Source organism: Sphingobium sp. MI1205 (assembly GCF_001563285.1).
Classification (GTDB): Bacteria; Pseudomonadota; Alphaproteobacteria; order Sphingomonadales; family Sphingomonadaceae; genus Sphingobium.
Map to the genome: position 1 here is coordinate 1,230,229 of NZ_CP005188.1, position 17,475 is coordinate 1,247,703.

Below are 17,475 nucleotides of genomic sequence, written 5' to 3' on the forward strand. Positions count from 1 at the left end.
CTATTTTAAAGGGACGCTGCGCAACAGGAGATTATGCCGTGAACGGTTTCGACCCCGATCTGGTCAGCATGGCAAAGGCCAATAATTTCATCGGTGGCCGCCGGGTCGAAGGGCGGGGGCAGGCGATCACCGTAAGGCGCCCTTCCGACGGCCATGTGCAGGCAGAATTGGACTGCGTCGATGAAAGCCAACTGGCCGAAGCGGTCGAAAATGCACAGGCCGCCTACAAGACGAGCGGATGGGCGCAGACCGACCCGCGCGGACGGATGAAGGTGCTGCGGCGCTGGGCCGACCTGATCGAAGCGGACGCGGAAAATCTCGCACCGCTGGAGGCCATGGGATCGACCCGCATGATCGGGGAGATCAACGGATGGGACTTGAGCTATACCGCCGAGACGATCCGCTTCTTTGCTGAATGGGCGGACAAGGTGGGGGGCGAGGTTGCCGCGACGACGCCTGACAAGCTGGGGCTGACAATTGCCGAACCCTATGGCGTGGTGGCGGCGATCGCGCCCTGGAACCTGCCTCTGGTGATGGCGGGATGGAAGATCGCTCCGGCGATTGCGGCGGGCAATTCCATTGTGCTCAAGCCGTCGGAGATGACGCCGTTCAGCATCGTGCGGCTGGCCGAGCTGGCGATAGAGGCTGGCCTGCCCGCCGGGGTGTTCAATATTGTACAAGGTGACGGGCGATCGGTCGGCGATCCGCTGGTGCGGCGGCCGGAAGTGGCGAAGGTGACCTTCACCGGATCGACGCGGACGGGCGCGGCGATCATGGGGGCGTGCGCGGAAACCGGGCCAAAGCCGGTGACGCTGGAACTGGGCGGGAAAAGCCCGCAGATCGTTTTCGCCGATGCGGTGCTGGACAAGGCGGCGGCTCTTGTCGCGCGGGCCATCACGCTCAATGCCGGGCAGGTGTGCGTTGCGGGATCGCGATTGCTGGTGCAGGAACAGGTGGCCGATCAGGTGATCGACCGCATCCTCACCGCCTTCGAAGCGCACAAGGCGGGACCGACATGGCGCAGCGACACAACGCTGGGACCGATCATTTCCGAAGGGCAGCTGGATCGCATGGACGGCATCGTCAAGCGCGCCATTGCCGACGGTGCGCAAGTGCTGACCGGCGGCGGACGGGCGACGGCGCCGCAGGAGGGCAGCTATTTCGCGCCGACGCTGCTGACCAATGTCGATCAGAAGAGCGAGGTGGTGCAGGGCGAGATTTTCGGGCCTGTGCTGACGGTGCAGACCTTTGCCGATGAGACGGAAGCCTATGCGCTCGCCAACGACAGCGACTATGGGCTGGCGGCGGGCGTTCATACCGGCGACGTCGCGCGGGCATTGCGAGCGACGCGGGCGCTGGAGGCCGGGACGGTGTGGGTCAATCGCTATGGCAGGAGCAATGACTTCATCCTGCCGACTGGCGGTTACAAGCAGTCCGGGATCGGCAAGGATCTGGGGCGCGAAGCCTATGTGGCGAACCTCAAGATCAAGACGGCGCTGATCGAGTTCTGATCCCTTCCTCCGTTCGCTGACAGCGCCGTTGGCAGCGAACGGAGGAAGGTCAGGTGGTTTGCGCGAACCGGGCGATGTTATACGGCTCCATCGGGATATCCGTTGCGCCCTTCGCGATGATTTCCGCCATCGTTTCACCCACGCCCGGCCCGATCTGGAAACCAGAGCCGGAAAAGCCGAAGGCATAATAGAGGCCGCTGGTGGTCGCGCTTGGCCCCATGACGGGCTGGCTGTCGGGCATATAGCCTTCGATCCCCGACCATACGCGGATGATGTTGAGCTTGCCCAGGGCGGGCGCGAGGCGGCGGATCTGCTTCAACTGGCTGACGGTGTTCTGGGGCAGCACATAGGCGCGATACTCGTCCGGATAGGACGGCCCGCGCGTGCTGCCGCCCAGAACGATATTGCCGCGCGCGACCTGCCGGAAATAGACGGTTTCCTCCTCCAGCGGGGTCATGACGCCGACGGCGGGGTGGATGGCATAGGGCACCGGCTCGGTCACGCTCATGTTCGGGCCGCGTGGGACGATGGGGACTGGCTCACCGAACTGGGAGGAAAGGGCGTTGCCCCATGCGCCGGCGGTGATGAGCAGGATCGGCGCGCGGAAGGTGCGGCCATTTTCGGCAGTGACGATGAAATCATCGCCGACCTTCTGCGCGTCCACGATCTTCGTGTTCTCGTGGATGTTCGCGCCCATGCGCTGGGCGGCGCGGGCAAAGGCGGGGGCGGCGAGGCGCGGATTGGCGTGGCCGTCCATAGCCGAGTAGGAACCGGCCAGCACATCCGCCCCGAAGAAGGGGAATTTCGCCCGCAGCGCGTTGCCGCTCAGAAGCTCAAGGTCCAGCCCCTCATGCCGGGCCTTGTCGGCATAATCCTCCATCGCGCCGACCAGTTCGGGGCGTTCGCGATAGCAGACGCGGATATGGCCGGACTGGAGATATTCAATATCCGCGCCCAGCAGCTCGCGCGACTTGCGCCAGATGGAAAGGGCGCGGTTGGCGAGCGGAAGCTGGTGCAGGGCGCGGCCCTGCCGCCGGACATTGCCGAAATTGGTGCCGCTGGCCTGCCGCCCGATCAGGTCGGTTTCCAGCAGCGTGACCGACAGGCCATGGCCGCGCAGGAACAGCGCGGCGGAGGAGCCCATGAGGCCGCCGCCCACGATGATGACGTCGCTGGCCGCGCTCATTCTTCTTCTCCGATGGCGATGGGGAGCGGCTTGACCGGCGCCTGTCCGCGCAGGCGACCGACCTGTTGGACGGGGATCTTCGCTTCGGCGGCGATCAGTTCCGCAGCCGCGAGGCCGCAATAACGCCCCTGACAGCGGCCCATGCCTACGCGGCTGAACGCCTTGGCCCGGTTGGCTTCGACCGCGCCGGTTTCACGCATGACGGCGCGCAGATCGCCCGCGCTGACCGCTTCACAGCGGCAGATGATGGTGTCGTCGGGCAATGCCGCCGCCTGATGCGCGGGCCAGGGGAATGCCTTTGCCAGCCCCCGCGCGAATTTGGCGTAGGTGGCGACATCGCGGCGCAGGGCAGTCATTTCGCCGCTGTCGATTGTCAGGCCAAGGTCCGCCAATGCAGCCAGCGCGGCTAGTCTTCCGCTCGCTTCGGCGGAACGCGCACCGAGAATTTTGGCGCCGTCGCCTGCCAGATAGACGCCCTGCGTGCTGGATCGGCCATCCTGGTCGCGCTGCGGCAACCATTGGCGCGTCCCCGCATCGAACATGAAGGTGCAGCGGGCAAGATCGGCAAGCTGGGTCTCGGGACGCAGATGATAACCCATCGCCACCGCATCGCAGGCGATCGTTTTTTCCGCGCCGGACGCCGTGCGATAGCGGATGGCGTTCACGCCGGCTTCGCCGTCGCCGCTGATTTCGACCGGCGTGATCTGATGATGGATGGGCACGTCAGCCCTGGCCAGTGCGCGAGTGAGCTGGATGCCGTTCCACAGCACCGAAGGCAGGGCGAGAAGGTCGGCCAGCGCCCTGAACCGGGCGCCTGAAGGCGAGGTGTCGAGGACGGCCGCGACCTTTGCGCCAGCCTGCACATATTGCGAGGCGACGAGGTAGAGGAGCGGGCCGGAGCCCATGAAGACCACTTCGCGCCCGATGGAGACAGCCTGCGACTTGAGCGCGACCTGCGCGCCGCCCAGGCTGTATGTGCCCGCAAGGTTCCAGCCCTTGACCGGCAACAGCCTATCCGTCGCGCCGGTACAAAGGAGCAAGGCGTCATAGGGCAGCGTTTGCTGCGCATTGCCAGCGGCCGTCCAGACATGTTCTTCGGCGATGTTCCAGACGAGCGTTTCGGGCAGATAGTCGACCTTGTCCCGCAGCGCGTCGAAACTGTCGTGCAGCGCCTTCGCCCGGTCGGCTTCGGTGCCGTAGAGCTTTTCGTAAGGCCGGGTGAAATTGTCGGGCTGGCGGCGATAGATCTGGCCGCCCGCCCGGCGCGCCTCGTCAATGACGATGGGGCGCAGTCCAGCCTGCACAACGGCCTCCGCGGCGCGCACGCCGGACGGCCCCGCGCCGACGACGATTATGCGAGGTTCGGCCATGTCGCCTCCGGCTGGCTGGTGAGGATGCGCTGGCCCGCCGCGGCAAGGGTGGAGCAGGCCCGCAGCCGATCACCGCTTTCGGTCCAGACCCAGCAATCCTGACAAGCGCCCATCAGGCAGAAGCCGGCCCGCCGACCATCGCCAAATTCCGACTGGCGCAGCGTGTCGCCGGTGCTGAGCAGGGCGACCATCAACGTGTCGCCTTCCAGCGCCGCCACGGACTGACCATCGACTTGCAGCATGATCCGGGGGCGATCCGTTTCGCCCAGGCGAACGAAGCGTCCGCTCATGCGGCAACACCCTGAATTCGCGTCAAACTCTCTTCTCCATGATGACACAGGATGCTGTTGCCCTTTGACAGGCTATGGCGCGGCGGGGGCAAGATATTGCATCGACCATCGATCCGCACCGGGCAGCGGGCAAGGAAGCGGCACAGGTCGGTGTCGCGGGCCAGATCGCCGATCGGCGGCAGGTCACAGCCTGCGCCGCTTTCCTCCAGCCACCCCGCGCGCATTTCCGGGACCGAACCGATCAGCAGGTCGGTATAGGGATGGAATGGCGCGGCGCGAAAACCCTCTCGCTTGCCCTTTTCCACCATGGTGCCCGAATAGAGGACGAGGATGTCGTCGCAGATCGCGCGCACCGTCGAAATGTCGTGGCTGATGAACATATAGGCGACGCCCAGTTCCTTGCGCAGTTCCGCCATCAGATCGAGGATCGCTGCGCCCACCACCGTATCGAGTGCCGAAGTGACTTCGTCGCAGAGGATGAGATCAGGATCGGCGGCGAGGGCGCGGGCAAGGTTGATGCGCTGCTTCTGCCCGCCCGACAGCTCGCCGCAGCGCCGGTCGATGACCGTCGCAGGCAGGCGGATGAGGTCCAGCAGCTCCAGCACGCGCAGGCGCGCGGCATTGCCCTTCAAGCTATGATAGAAGGCGAGCGGCCGGGACAGGATATTGCCCACGCTGTGCGCGGGATTGAGCGCGGTATCGGCATTCTGGAACACCAGCTGGACGCGGCGAAACTGCTCGCGAGTGCGGCCCTTTAGTCCGGGCGGCAGGGCTTCGCCATTGAGCAGCACTTCGCCGTCCGCGGCAGGCAGCAGACCCGCGATGACGCGCGCAATGGTGGACTTTCCCGAACCGGATTCGCCGATGACGCCCAGGGTCGCGCCGCGTTCGATGGTGAGGTTGATGTCCCGCAGCACAGGAATGCGTGGGCGGCCGTCCTTGCCGATCTTGCCATAGCCCGCCGTCATGCCACGGATTTCCAGCAGCGGCGCGGAAGGCAGATCGGCCTGCTGCGGAGCGGGGCGGATTGCCGGGCGGGCAGCGGCCATCAGCGTCTTTGTATATTCGTCGGCGGGGCGGTGCAGTATCTGGTCGGCGCGACCCGTTTCCCGAATGCGGCCCTGGTTCAGCACGACGATCTGGTCTGCCATCTGGGCAACGACCGCCAGGTCATGCGACACGTAGATTGCTGTCGCGCCGCGTTCCAGCACCACGGCCTTGAACGCGCGCAGCACCTCTATCTGGGTGGTGACGTCGAGCGCCGTGGTCGGTTCGTCCAGGATCACCAGTTCGGGATCGGTGACAAGCGCCATCGCCGCCATCAGCCGCTGAAGCTGTCCGCCAGAAAGCTGGTGTGGGTAGCGCGAACCGATCACATCCGGGAATGGCAGGGCCAGCGCGCGGAAAAGCTCGACCGCCTTCCTCTCCGCGTCCGCGCGGGGCATGAGATTGTGGATCAGGGCGGGTTCGATCACCTGATCCATGATCGTGCGCGAGGGGTTGAAGGCGGACGCGGCGCTTTGCGCGATATAGGCGATGCGATTGCCGCGCAGCGCCGCGAGACCCTTTGTATCAAGCGACAGGATTTCGGACTCGCCGACGCGGATGGAGCCTCCGGCGATCCTTGCGCCGGGCCGGGCATGGCCCAGCATGGTGAGCGCGATGGTGGTCTTGCCCGAACCGGATTCCCCGATCAACGCCAGCACCTCGCCCCGCTTCAGCGCGAAGTCGATGTCGCTCACAATCGGGGATGTCTCTCCCGTCGCATTGCGGGCGGTGACGCACAAGCCCCTGACCTCGACATGAGCGGTCATGGACGCTTCCCCTTCAATCCATCGATCAGCAGGTTGACGCCCACGGTCAGCGTCGCAATCGCGATGGCAGGCATCAGGATCGCCAACGCACCTTCGCCAAGGCCGGAGATATTCTCCCGCACCAGCGAGCCAAGGTCCGCGTCGGGCGGCTGCACGCCCAGGCCCAGGAAGGAAAGGCCCGACAGAAGCAGCACGATGAACACGAAGCGCAGGCCGAAATCGGCGAGCAGCGGATGGATCATGTTCGGCAATATTTCCTTCCACGCGATGTGAAAGCGTCCTTCGCCACGGGCGCGGGCCACTTGCACATAGTCCATCTGGGCAAGGTTGACTGCCAGTGCGCGGGCGATGCGGTAATTGCCCGGCACATAGGTGATCGCCGCGATCAGCAGCAGCAGCGCCAGCGAGGAGCCGAACGCGGCGACCAGCACGAGCGAGAAGATTTTCGACGGGATCGAAATCAGCGTGTCCATAAAGCGCGACAGCGGTTCATCCACCTTCGGCCCGCCCACCGCTGCGGTAAGGGCCAGCGCCGTGCCGGTCGCGCTCGCCAGCATGGCGGCGGCAGCGGCGAGGCCAACGGTATAGCGCGCGCCCGACAGCAGGCGGCTCAATACGTCACGGCCCAGATAGTCGCTGCCCAGCCAATGCTGCGCCGACGCACCGTCGAATACGTCATAAGCCACGAACGCACCGATTGGATACGGCGCCAGCATCGGCCCGAACACCGCTATGGCCAGCCAGAAGAGGACGAGAATCAGCCCGATCCTGGCCGAAAGCGGAAGGGCCTTGGCCCAGCGTATGAACGAAGCGGTCATTGCGCGCGCAGCCTGGGATTGGCGAGGATGGCGGTGACGTCGGCGATCAGCATGAGGATGAGATAGGCAGCGCAGAAGATCATCGCGCAGGCTTGCAGCAGAGGCATGTCGCGGCTGGTGACGGCGTTCACCATCAGGCTCGCCAGGCCGGGATAGTTGAAAATGGTTTCGACGATGACCGCGCCGCCCAGCAGGTAGGACAGGCTGAGCGCCATCGCGTTGACGATCGGCGCGACGGCGTTGGGCATGATGTGTTTTAGGACGATCCGCACCGGGGCGACGCCCTTCAGCAGCGCCATTTCGACATAGGGCCTGTCCATCTGGTCGATCACGGCGGCGCGGGTCATGCGCGCCATCTGGGCGATGACCACTATGCTGAGACACAGTATCGGCGTGGCCGCGCCGCGTAGATAGTCGCCCCAGCCCATGTCGTCTGACACGAGCGCGATCGACGGCAGCCAGCGCAGCTTTACGGAAAAGATCAGCACGGCGACCGTCGCCACCAGAAATTCGGGAACCGCCACCATCGACAGGGTCGATATGTTGAGCGCACGATCAAGCCGTCCGCCACGGTTCATGGCGGAACCGATGCCGATCGCAAGCGCCACGGGCACGGCCACTAGCGCCGTCAGGGCGGCCAGCAGCAGGCTGTTGGGCAGGCGCGTGGAAATGACTTCGGACACCGGCATGTTGGCGACCAGAGACTGGCCCGGATCGCCGCCCAACATGCCGCTGGCCCAGGAAATATAACGCTCATGCGCTGGCCGATCGAGACCCATCTCATGGCGCAGGGCCGCCACCTGCTCGGCTGTGGCGCTCTGGCCCAGCGCTTCCTGAGCGGCGTCGCCGGGCAGCAGTTGAGCGATGGTGAATATCACGACCGACAAGAGCAACAGCGTCAGCAGCGATGCGGCGAAGCGCTTGGTCGTAAGGGCCAGCGCCGCCTTGAGCCCAGAAGATGAGGGGCCGCCCGACATCAGCCTTCCCACCAGACATGTTCGGCGAACTGATAGCCCATGAGTCCTCCGGTGGACATCGGCTGAAGGCCCTTCAGACGCCGGTCATAGCCGTCGATCAGGCTGATGAAGACCGGGATGGCGACGCCGCAACGGTCATGAACCAGTCCCTGCATTTCGCCGTAGAGCTGCTTGCGTCGAGCCTGGTCCGGCTCGCCCCGCGCCTCGATCAGCAGCCGGTCGAAGCGTGGGTTCCGCCACCCGGATTCATTCCATTCCGCGTCGGATTTGTAGAAAAGGCTGAAGACGAGATCGGCGGTCGGGCGCGGGTTTGTGTTACCGAACGTCAGCGGATGCCGCATCCAGTGCGTTGACCAGTAGCCGTCTCCCGGAACGCGATTGACCGCTATGTTCAGGCCGACGCGCGATCCATATTCCTGAAGGATGGACGCCATGTCGACCGACCCGTCCGCTGCGGGGGAAGCGTAGACCGGCATCCGCACGCCGGTCAGCCCTGCGCGTTGAAGGTGCCATTTCGCCTTGTCCAGATCGAGCGACGTCTGCGGCAGGTCGGCGCGATAATAGGGGTGAAAGGGCGGGATCGGATGGTCGTTGGCGATGGTTGCATAGTCGCGATACAGCGCCCTTTTGATCAACGGCCGGTCGAACAGATATTTCATCGCGGCGACGAAGTGGGGATTGCCCGTGGGCAGCCCGTCCTGACGCATGATGAGATTGGTGTAGAGGCCGGACTTGGTTTCCAGCAGGGCATGGCGGTTCGATGCGCGTACGCGTTTGGTCGAACGTGGGTTGACCGCGATGATCAGGTGCACGTCGCCCGACAGCAGCGCGTTGACGCGGCTGACCTCGTCGGGAATGCCGATCAGCTCGATCTCTTCCAGATAGGGTTTGCCGTTGCGCCAGTAATGGGGATTGCGCCGGGCCAGCGTGCGCACGCCGGGCCGGAACTGGGCGCACAGATAGGGGCCGGTGCCGTTGACAGTCCGAAAATCCCGGTGCCCTGCACGCAGGATCAGGAAATGGGACTGGGCGAGGATGGTCGGCAGATCCGCATTCGGCCCGGTCAGGCGGATGGTGAGGTCCAGCGGACCTGTCGCCTTCGCTTCGGCGAATTGTTCGGCGATCGTCGCCATCTTGGATCCGGTCGCCGGGTCTTTGTGCCGCAGCAGCGACCAGACGACATCCCTGGCGGTCAGGGTGGCGCCGTCGTGGAAGGTGACGCCCCGGCGCAGCCTTATGTGCCAGTTCTGCTGATCCCTGCTCTCCATCCGCTCGGCCAGTGCGGGGCGGGGGACGAGATTGCGGTCGAGCTGCGTCAGCCCGTTGTAGAACATGTAATGGCGCACATAATCGGTCGAGAGCGCACCCTTCGCCGGATCGAGCGTGTCGGCCGTCGAGCTTGAAAGGCTGGCCACCCGAATGCGCCCGCCGACGCGCGGCCTGGGCGGCGCGGCGAGGGCGCTCTGCGGCAGAAGCAGGCCCGCACCGGCCGCGCCCAGCATGTGGCGACGGGAAAAGGGCCACAGAAGGCGAGCGTCGTCCGTCAATGGATCACATCCTGCCATTTGTACCACAGGCCGACGAGCGGCAGGAACCATGGCTTGCCGAAATGACCGGGGACGCTTGGCCAATCCAGGTCGGCCCACGGATTGGCCTTCGTCTCGCCGCCCATCACCCGCGCCATCATCTGGCCCATATATGTCGCCATCTGAACGCCGTGGCCGCTGTAGCCCATCGAATAGAAAAGCCCGTCATGCTCGCCCGCGCGCGGCAGCCGATCGGCGGTCAGGTCCACCATGCCGCCCCAGACATGGTCGATGCCCACGCCCTGGAGCGCAGGGAAAATCTCGCCCATCGTCTGTTCCAGAATATGCCCGCTCTTCAGGTCGGATCGCGGATCGCTGATCGCAAAGCGCGCCCGTCCGCCGAAGATCAGCCGGTTGTCGGTGGTCAGCCGGAAATAATTGCCGATATTCCTGCTGGTTACATAATTGCGCCGATTGGGCAGCAATTGATCGGTCAGTGATGGCTCAAGCGGCTGGGTCGCGATGATGAAGCTGCCCACTGACACGATGCGCCGCCGGAAAAAGCCAAAGGGCGCAGCGGCGGGTGCTCCACCGGTGGCGACCAGTAGCTGATCGGCCACAAGCTGGCCCTTGGGCGTGGTTACGCGCCATCCGCTCGCGAGCCGGTCGAGGCCGGTGACTTCGGCATTTTCATGGATCGTCGCACCTGCACGCGCCGCAGCCTCGGCAAGGCCGACGCCGAAGCGGCCGGGATGCAGTTGCGCGCTGGTCGTCTGGATCAGCGCGCCGTGGAAAACGTCTGATCCGATTTCTTCGCGGATGCTCTCTGGCGGGACAAGGCGGACATTCTGGTCTACTTCCGCTGCGAGCAGGTCATGCGCCCGCGCCAGCTTGTCATAATGGTGCGGCTTGGCAGCCAGCTTGACCCGGCCGCAGCGGTTGAAGGCGCAGTCGATGCCTTCTTCCCGCGCGATCCTCTCAACCATGTCCACCGCGTCGCAATGGACGCGATAATAGGCTTTGGCGACGTCCTTCCCGAAGCGGGCGGAAAGCGCGCCATAGTCATGGGCCGTGCCATTATTGCACTGACCCCCGTTGCGACCCGAAGCCTCACCCGCCACGCGTCCCGATTCCAGCAGCACGACATCCGCGCCCCGCTTCGCCAGTGCCAGCGCCGCCGAAAGCCCGGTAAAGCCGCCGCCGATGATGACGACATCGGCCTTGCCTTCGACCGCGCCCTGCGCCCCGCCGGTGAAGGCGGGGGCGCTTGCCAGCCAGTAGGAGAGGGGAGACGCGCTCATGCCGAGGGTCAGAGGCCGACCACGGCCGGCAATGCGCCGATGTGGGGGATTTCGACGTCGCGGTAGAAGGCGTTCGACGGCTCATGCCCACGACCCACGAATACGCGGCAACCGAAATGCAGGTCGGTGGCGGTATTCTGATCGTAGCGGAAGCTGGAGGACACGTGCATCATCTCTTCAGGCTTCGCGCCCAGCTGGTCGAACATATATTCGAACGCCTGCATGCGGGGCTTGTAGGCCTGCGCCATCTGCGCCGTATAAACGGCGTGGAAGGGGGCACCCAGCATGCCGACATTGTGATGGATCTGATCGTTCATCGCGTTCGACAGGATGACCAGCGGAATCTTGTCCCCGATCTTGGAAAGGCCGCCGGGTACATCGTCATGTGGTCCCCATGTCGGCACCGCATGGTAGACCGCGTCGGCGTCTGCCTCGCAATATTCCACATTCCACAGCTTGCAGGTGCGGCGCAGCGAATTGCGGATGATTTCCTGATAGGGTTCCCATGGACCCATTACCTGATCGAAGCGATAGGCGCTCCAGTCCTTGCAGAAGGCGGGCAGCTTTTCCGCCGCGACGCGATCGGCCATGAAGGCGGTCGCCATTTCCGTCATGCGAAAACGCGTCAACGTACCGTAACAATCGAAGCTGATATATTTGGGCCGGAAGTTGGGCATCGGTATCCCCCTGTTGGTCGGATGGCCATCAGGCCGTTTCGATGAAGCCATTACGGCATGGGCTGACCAGAACATGTCCCCGATTGGTTCGCCGCGCGACGCAGATCAGAAGTTTTTATAGCAGTCTTTCGGCATAGTTTGCCGTCCTTTGACGGAAGCGCCGCCGGGGTAGCGATCAAGGCCGCCAGAATGCTGATGGGGTCAGCGTGCGGCAGATAATATTGACGGCTCAATAGCCCCGCTCGCGGCTGACTTCGCCTTCCATCGGCTGGCCTGACTCATGCCTGCGGATATTGGCGATAAGCGCGCGAGCGGCAGTATCCGCGCGGGTCATGCTGGCGATGTGGGGCGTCAGCATGATGCGCGGATGATCCCAGAAGGGATGATCCTGCGGCAATGGTTCGGGATCTGTGACGTCCAGTATCGCGGCCGAAAGATGCCTTTCGTCAAGCAGGGACAGCAGATCCTGCTCCACCAGATGACCGCCACGCCCGACATTGATAAGCGCCGCGTCGCGAGGCAGCTGGGACAGCGCGTCCCGGCACAAAATGCCGCGTGTCTCATTTGTAAGGGGCAGGAGGCAGATGAGGATGTCGCATTTTTCCAGGAAGGCGGCCATTTCCGCTTCGCCTGCGTAACCGTTCACGCCCTCCACCTGACGGGGCGTCCGGCTCCACGCCGATAATGGAAAGCCGAACGGGCGAAGCGCGGTCAACACGGCCTGCCCCAACTGTCCGAGGCCCATTACGCCCACGCGGCGCTCGGCGGCCGGGACCAGGTTGATCTGCATCCAGCGATGTTCGCGTTGCGCGAGGGCATAGTCGATGAAGTTGCGATGCGTCGCCAGCACCGCTCCGCAGACATATTCAACCATGCCCTCGACAATGCCGGGTTCGATCATGCGGACCAGCCGTACGCGGGACGGCAGCTTGCTCATGTCGAATTGATCGACGCCCGCACCGACCGAAAACAGGACTTCCAGACCCGATAGACTGGCCAGCAGTTCAACCGATGGATCCCACGCGGCCAGATAACGGACCTTGGCGGGATCAGCCATTTCCTCCAGCGTCACGAATGTGGTGCCGGGCGCTTCCGCCGCGAAAATTTCGCGCCAGATATCTCTCCGCTCCGGGCTGGAGGTATAAAGCAGGGTCATGCGGTTTGCCTGTTGTTGATGGACCGGCGGCGCAGGCTCCTTGCCTGCCACCACATAATCGGCCCGGTGAAGGAAAGGGCGAGAAGCGCCAGGGCGGCGATCATTACCACGATCGGCCCGGTCGCGCCGAAACGGTTACCGGTATGAAGCGGCAACACCGTCATCCAGAGCGCGCGGTTATTTTCGGCGCGCGTCGCGTCGATGATGCGGGGAGCGTCGATCGCGACAACAGCGCGATGGACGGCACGGGGATTGCGCTCCGGCGCGTGGAAATTGACGGTCAGGCGATCGGCGCCGATGCGGATGTCACGCAGCGGGCTTTGCGGGAACGCAGTCTGCGCCAGCGCCAGGCCGCGATCGATCGCGGCGGGGCTTGCGGTCGTGCGGTGCAAGGTCGGACTTGTGGTCTCGATCAACTCGGGAACGATAAGTAGCAGTCCGGTCACGGCCATGAAGCCCAGCAGCGCCGACATGACAACGCCCAAGGTGCGATGCGCCTGCCGCAGTATCAGCCGTGCCGCCATGTCCGAGCGGATCGACAGATGCCTGGAAACCGGCCCCCGCCGGGGCCACCAATAGATGAGACCAGTCACCGCCATGGTCAGCAGCGCCAGCGCGTTGAGCAGGATGATCGTCATCCCCGCTTTGCCCGCCATCAGCCGATAGTGGAGTTGCAGCGCGGCTTCGACCGGGAAGCGCCATAGGGGTCCGGTGCGCAGCAGCTTGCCGTCCGCAGGGTCGATGGATGCGAAGCGCACAGCCCCGGAATCGTTGTCCAGTTCGGCCAACCACACCCCTTGATCGGCGTCAGGTGCGAACAGACGTACGACATGGAAGCTGGGCAATGCGCCTTCTGCCCGAACCACTACAGACCCCGCGGAGATGGCGGCGGACCTGCCATGGCCGACCATGCCCGCAGGGTCGATCCAGCGGGCTGCGGGGCCGCGATAGAGCAGCAATGCCCCGGTCAGGGCCTGAACCAGCAGCAGCGCAGCCATGGCAAGGCCAACATATTTGTGGATGCGAAACAGGTGCGCCCGGTTCATCATGTCCCTCGACAAAAATGCAAAAAACCGCCGGTGACCTTCAGGCTTGGAGGGGCTGGTCACCGGCGGCCATCGGAACTGCAAGTTCCGAATTTCTAGGGCATTAGAAGTCGAACGTCGCCCGGACGGTGAACTGCCGCGGCATGCCCGGCTGGATCCACAGCGCCGAATAGGAGCTGGCGTAATATTTCTTGTTGAAAAGGTTGTTCACATCCGCCGACAGCTTGATCTGCTCGGTGATGTTGAACGATCCCAACACCTTGGCGATCGTGTAGCTCGGCAGATAGAAATCCGCCGCCGTTTGGCCAAGGCGCTTGCTGAGATGCGTGACACCCGCGCCCAGCATTGCCTCATGATCGCCGATCGAGAAATTCTTGAACAGCAGGATGTTGGCCTGATGCTTGGGAATATTGATCAGCGGATCATTTTTGAGCACTCCGGCCAAGGGATAATCGTCCGCCCAGCCTGCATCGGTATAGGCATAGGTTGCGAACAGTTCGAACCCGGCGGGCAGCTTGGCGTTGACGTCGAACTCCACGCCCTGGCTCTTGGCCTCACCAACCGCCACTGACAGGCCGGTCAGCAGGTCGGCGGTCAGGACATTGCTCTTCTTCATCTTGTATAGCGAGAGCGTGCTGGTGATCCGGCCATCGGGCGTCACGAACTTTGCACCGATTTCATAGCTTTCGCTGATTTCCGGGGCGAAGGGATTGTTGTTCACATCGACGCCGCTGTTCGGCCGGAAACCTTTGCCATAGCTGGCGTAGAAGGACAGGCTTCGTGTCGGTTCGAACACAAGTCCCGCCATCGGGCTGAACTTGGTGTAGGACGCAGGGTTGGTGGCCCCCAGTCGGTTGTCGATATTCTGGCTGAAATCATCGTAGCGACCGCCGAACCGCACCTTGAGCTGTTCGCTGATCTCGATCTGGTCCTGGGCATAGATGCCCCAGGCCTTCTGGACTTCGGTCGAATCCTGGATCGTCGCGTTCGGTATTGGCGCGATGATGTTATAATCGGGGTTGAAGATGTCGATCGAATAGGACTGATCCGCAGCGCTGGGGCGATAGCGGGTCTGGAACGTGTCGATCTTGAAGCGATCCCAGTCTCCGCCGATGCGGATGTTGTGGACGATGGATCCGGTTTCCAGCTTGCCGCTGATTTCGCCACGGAACACCATGTGGGTCGTGCTGTAGTCGCGGTAACGGCGCTGGCGCGACAGGGTGCGTCCGTCATTGTCGATCAATTGACGGCCCAGCGCCAGTTCCGGATCGCTTGAATAGCCTTCAAACGTGGTGTCCTTATATCCAGCACCAAGCATCAGCGTCCAATCGTCGCTGAAGTCGTGCTGATATTGCGCTTGATGGCCCAGCACGCCGATCTTGATAGGACCGTCATTGGGGTTGCCCAGGAAGCGCGAATTGGGGATGGCGCCCAGATTATAGCTGGTCGTGCCGTCGAGGCCGACCGTCGGGATCGCCACTACGCCGCGATCGAACGGGACTTCCTGCTTCACATATTCCAGTTCGTAGGTGAAGATGTCCCTGTCCGACAGTTTCGCCAGAAAAGACGGCGTCAGGGTATATTTCTGTGTTTCCACCGTGTGGCGGAAGCTGTCGGCCTGTTCGGAAGATCCATTGATGCGCAGGGCGATGCTGTCGTTGAGCGGCAGGTTATAGTCGCCTTCGATACGGTAGGTTTCCCAACTGCCGGCAGATACGGAAAAGCTGCCGCCTTCCTTGAAGGTCGGCTTTTTGGTCACGATGTTGATCGTGCCGCCTGGCTCGCCGCGGCCGAAAAGGGCGCCGTTCGGCCCCTTGAGCACTTCGATGCGTTCGACGTTCGATGCGTCGCGCGGGCCGCCATAGCCACGGCCGCCATTGAAGCCGTTGACCAGGAAGCCGCTTGGGAAATTTTCGTCGCCCGCAAAGCCGCGGATCGCGAAGCTGTCCCAAAGCCCGCCGAAATTATTCTGCTTCGATACGCCGCTTGCGAGTTCCAGGGCGGTGTCGAGGCGCGTGATGTTGAGGTCGTCGAGCAGCTGGCCTTCCAGGAACTGGACCGCCTGCGGGATTTCCTTGACCGGCGTGTCGCCGAAATATTGGCGTTTCAGGCCCGTGACGACAATGTCCGGATTGTCCGCTGATGCTGGCGCTTGGGCAAAGGCCCCCGGCGCAAATGCGATGGTGGCCGCACTGGCGACGAGCACCAGTCGAATTGCAGTATGTGTGCGCATGATGCTTACCCCTATGTTTATCGCTGTTCCCAATTGTCCTGCGAAACGGGGTGAGCCGGCCGATATTTTATTTTCTCTCCATGGGACATCATTTGTGTCCTTCTTATCGGGGGCCGGTCCACTGGGTGATTTGCCACCTCTGTCTCAATGGGAGGCTAGGCGCGCATTGCAGAAATATTACGTCAAACTTCGGGGCGCGCGCGGCGCATAATATTGAATTTCAGGGTGCCGGACAGGTGAAAATGCCGCCCTGCTTTTATCATTTCGAACCGGCAATAACCCAAGAGAAAGGCCGCCTTCCGGGGGGAGGGCGGCCTGAGTTTGCAGGAACCTTATATTAGAGGTACTTAAGCCACCAAATATCCTTCCGCCGCTGTTTCAGTTGCGCAAACCAGCGGGTCGGGAAATAAAGGACCGGGATCAGGATGAAGACCCAGATCCAGACCCAGCGCAATTGATCGACGCCGAACACCGCGCCTTTTGTGGGGCCGTAAAGCAGCATCGCGATGTTGTAGAGCAGCTTGAGCGTATAAAGGTGGAGGACGTAGTAAAACATCGGCGCGCCACCCAGCATTGCGAGTGCGGGCATAGCCTTGCTGCTCTCATATTTTTCGCACGCTGCAAGCAGCAGGCATCCGGTGCCGACCGTCACCATCAGGAACAGCAGCGATGGCGGGTATTTCGTCAGCGCCAGAAAGCTCATGAGGGTGCGCAGCGGAGTTTCTGCGATGAACCAGGGCTTGTCGCCGTAGAAATTCAACGTGCGGATGACGAGGAAGCCGACGAGGAGGCCAAGGCCCAGCATGGCCAGCCGCTTGATGCGCGGCTTGGGATCGGTGCCTCGCGCGAACCAAGGGCCGCAGGCATAGCCCAGCAGAATGACGCCGATCCACGGCAGGACCGGATAAGTCGTCTTGAACATGATACCCGCCAACTCGAACTTGTCGCGCTGGTGCAGCATCGCCCAGGGGATAAAAAAGGGCGAATCCGGCGTCAGGCGGATAGGGTCAAGCAGGTTATGCAGGCAGACTATCGCAAGGCCGAGCGCGAACTGCGCGGGGCGGGGCAGGTGCAGCAGGGCGGCAAGCGCGATCATGCTGATGCCGATGGTATAAATTACCTGCAGCCAGATGGTTGGAGGCGGAAAACTGTTGGCCTGGGTGGGCCAAGCATAACAGACGATGGTAAATTCCAGGAAGATCAGGAACAGGCCCCGCTTCAACAGGAATTCGGATACCTCGCCCTTGCTGTGTGATTGGCCGTAGAGCCAGGCGGACAGGCCGGTGAGCGCCACAAAGGTAGGTGCGCAGAAGGTCGATAGCAGGCGGGTGAAGAACAGGCCCGGATCGGTCGTGACTGCATTGACCGGGTCGGTTACCTGCAAATGCAGGAACCATGTTTCACGCACATGATCCACAAGCATGAACAGCATCACGAGCCCGCGAAGCGCGTCGATCGCAATCAGTCGCGTCCGCGCCTTGGCCGCAGCGACGGGAGATGCCGTGGCCCGAAGGCCGATGGAGGGTGCTTGGCCCGCAATACTGCTCATGGCGCTGTCCTGTCCTTGGTT

General features: G+C 63.1%; 14 protein-coding genes. 1 reads left to right on the plus strand and 13 read right to left on the minus strand.

The genetic code is table 11. The features are described 5' to 3' along the window. Positions 1 to 38 precede the first annotated feature (38 nt). Positions 39 to 1,511: an aldehyde dehydrogenase family protein gene (locus K663_RS05900; protein WP_235589531.1), complete on the plus strand. Its 1,473-nt coding sequence runs from the start codon at positions 39 to 41 to the stop codon at positions 1,509 to 1,511. Between the two features lie 49 nt (positions 1,512 to 1,560). Here the strand turns inward: K663_RS05900 and K663_RS05905 are convergent, their stop codons facing one another. The 13 genes from K663_RS05905 to K663_RS05965 form a co-directional block, all read right to left on the minus strand. After that, a complete protein-coding gene (locus K663_RS05905) occupies positions 1,561 to 2,697 on the minus strand; it encodes an NAD(P)/FAD-dependent oxidoreductase (protein WP_062115324.1) in 1,137 nt (378 codons plus the stop codon). After that, complete coding sequence (locus K663_RS05910; RefSeq protein WP_062115326.1) at positions 2,694 to 4,067, minus strand: FAD/NAD(P)-dependent oxidoreductase; 1,374 nt, start codon at positions 4,065 to 4,067, stop codon at positions 2,694 to 2,696. The genes K663_RS05905 and K663_RS05910 overlap by 4 nt, the downstream gene beginning before the upstream one ends. Continuing rightward, positions 4,049 to 4,357: a (2Fe-2S)-binding protein gene (locus K663_RS05915; RefSeq protein WP_062115328.1), complete on the minus strand. Its 309-nt coding sequence runs from the start codon at positions 4,355 to 4,357 to the stop codon at positions 4,049 to 4,051. Before K663_RS05915 ends, K663_RS05910 begins: the two co-directional genes overlap by 19 nt. Next, a complete protein-coding gene (locus K663_RS05920) occupies positions 4,354 to 6,171 on the minus strand; it encodes an ABC transporter ATP-binding protein (RefSeq protein WP_062115331.1) in 1,818 nt (605 codons plus the stop codon). Before K663_RS05920 ends, K663_RS05915 begins: the two co-directional genes overlap by 4 nt. After that, the gene (locus K663_RS05925) at positions 6,168 to 6,989 is read right to left on the minus strand and encodes an ABC transporter permease (RefSeq protein ID WP_062115334.1); all 822 of its coding nucleotides are present in this window, start codon (positions 6,987 to 6,989) and stop codon (positions 6,168 to 6,170) included. The genes K663_RS05920 and K663_RS05925 overlap by 4 nt, the downstream gene beginning before the upstream one ends. Continuing rightward, positions 6,986 to 7,966, minus strand: coding sequence for an ABC transporter permease (locus K663_RS05930; RefSeq protein ID WP_062115337.1), 981 nt, complete (start codon positions 7,964 to 7,966; stop codon positions 6,986 to 6,988). The genes K663_RS05925 and K663_RS05930 overlap by 4 nt, the downstream gene beginning before the upstream one ends. Beyond that, positions 7,966 to 9,468: an ABC transporter substrate-binding protein gene (locus tag K663_RS05935; RefSeq protein WP_443019000.1), complete on the minus strand. Its 1,503-nt coding sequence runs from the start codon at positions 9,466 to 9,468 to the stop codon at positions 7,966 to 7,968. Before K663_RS05935 ends, K663_RS05930 begins: the two co-directional genes overlap by 1 nt. A 41-nt stretch (positions 9,469 to 9,509) precedes the next feature. Beyond that, positions 9,510 to 10,793, minus strand: coding sequence for an NAD(P)/FAD-dependent oxidoreductase (locus K663_RS05940; RefSeq protein WP_201026681.1), 1,284 nt, complete (start codon positions 10,791 to 10,793; stop codon positions 9,510 to 9,512). Positions 10,794 to 10,801: 8 nt separating this feature from the next. Next, positions 10,802 to 11,470: a haloacid dehalogenase type II gene (locus tag K663_RS05945; protein ID WP_062115346.1), complete on the minus strand. Its 669-nt coding sequence runs from the start codon at positions 11,468 to 11,470 to the stop codon at positions 10,802 to 10,804. A gap of 229 nt (positions 11,471 to 11,699) precedes the next feature. Continuing rightward, positions 11,700 to 12,626, minus strand: a complete 927-nt coding sequence (locus tag K663_RS05950; RefSeq protein WP_062115349.1) for a 2-hydroxyacid dehydrogenase — start codon at positions 12,624 to 12,626, stop codon at positions 11,700 to 11,702. Beyond that, positions 12,623 to 13,675, minus strand: coding sequence for a PepSY-associated TM helix domain-containing protein (locus tag K663_RS05955; protein ID WP_235589532.1), 1,053 nt, complete (start codon positions 13,673 to 13,675; stop codon positions 12,623 to 12,625). Before K663_RS05955 ends, K663_RS05950 begins: the two co-directional genes overlap by 4 nt. Positions 13,676 to 13,775: 100 nt before the next feature. Further along, the gene (locus tag K663_RS05960; RefSeq protein ID WP_062115352.1) at positions 13,776 to 15,905 is read right to left on the minus strand and encodes a TonB-dependent siderophore receptor; all 2,130 of its coding nucleotides are present in this window, start codon (positions 15,903 to 15,905) and stop codon (positions 13,776 to 13,778) included. Positions 15,906 to 16,242: 337 nt separating this feature from the next. Then, positions 16,243 to 17,454 (minus strand): DUF1624 domain-containing protein, encoded by a 1,212-nt coding sequence (locus K663_RS05965; RefSeq protein WP_083535840.1) that lies wholly within the window; start codon positions 17,452 to 17,454, stop codon positions 16,243 to 16,245. Positions 17,455 to 17,475 lie beyond the last annotated feature (21 nt).

Coding starts and splice junctions, on each gene's coding strand:
- K663_RS05905 (WP_062115324.1), bottom strand. CDS start 2,697: ATGAGCGCGGCCAGCGACGTCATCATCGTGGGCGGCGGCCTCATGGGC.
- K663_RS05910 (WP_062115326.1), bottom strand. CDS start 4,067: ATGGCCGAACCTCGCATAATCGTCGTCGGCGCGGGGCCGTCCGGCGTG.
- K663_RS05915 (WP_062115328.1), bottom strand. CDS start 4,357: ATGAGCGGACGCTTCGTTCGCCTGGGCGAAACGGATCGCCCCCGGATC.
- K663_RS05920 (WP_062115331.1), bottom strand. CDS start 6,171: ATGACCGCTCATGTCGAGGTCAGGGGCTTGTGCGTCACCGCCCGCAAT.
- K663_RS05925 (WP_062115334.1), bottom strand. CDS start 6,989: ATGACCGCTTCGTTCATACGCTGGGCCAAGGCCCTTCCGCTTTCGGCC.
- K663_RS05930 (WP_062115337.1), bottom strand. CDS start 7,966: ATGTCGGGCGGCCCCTCATCTTCTGGGCTCAAGGCGGCGCTGGCCCTT.
- K663_RS05935 (WP_443019000.1), bottom strand. CDS start 9,468: ATGCTGGGCGCGGCCGGTGCGGGCCTGCTTCTGCCGCAGAGCGCCCTC.
- K663_RS05940 (WP_201026681.1), bottom strand. CDS start 10,793: ATGAGCGCGTCTCCCCTCTCCTACTGGCTGGCAAGCGCCCCCGCCTTC.
- K663_RS05945 (WP_062115346.1), bottom strand. CDS start 11,470: ATGCCCAACTTCCGGCCCAAATATATCAGCTTCGATTGTTACGGTACG.
- K663_RS05950 (WP_062115349.1), bottom strand. CDS start 12,626: ATGACCCTGCTTTATACCTCCAGCCCGGAGCGGAGAGATATCTGGCGC.
- K663_RS05955 (WP_235589532.1), bottom strand. CDS start 13,675: ATGATGAACCGGGCGCACCTGTTTCGCATCCACAAATATGTTGGCCTT.
- K663_RS05960 (WP_062115352.1), bottom strand. CDS start 15,905: ATGCGCACACATACTGCAATTCGACTGGTGCTCGTCGCCAGTGCGGCC.
- K663_RS05965 (WP_083535840.1), bottom strand. CDS start 17,454: ATGAGCAGTATTGCGGGCCAAGCACCCTCCATCGGCCTTCGGGCCACG.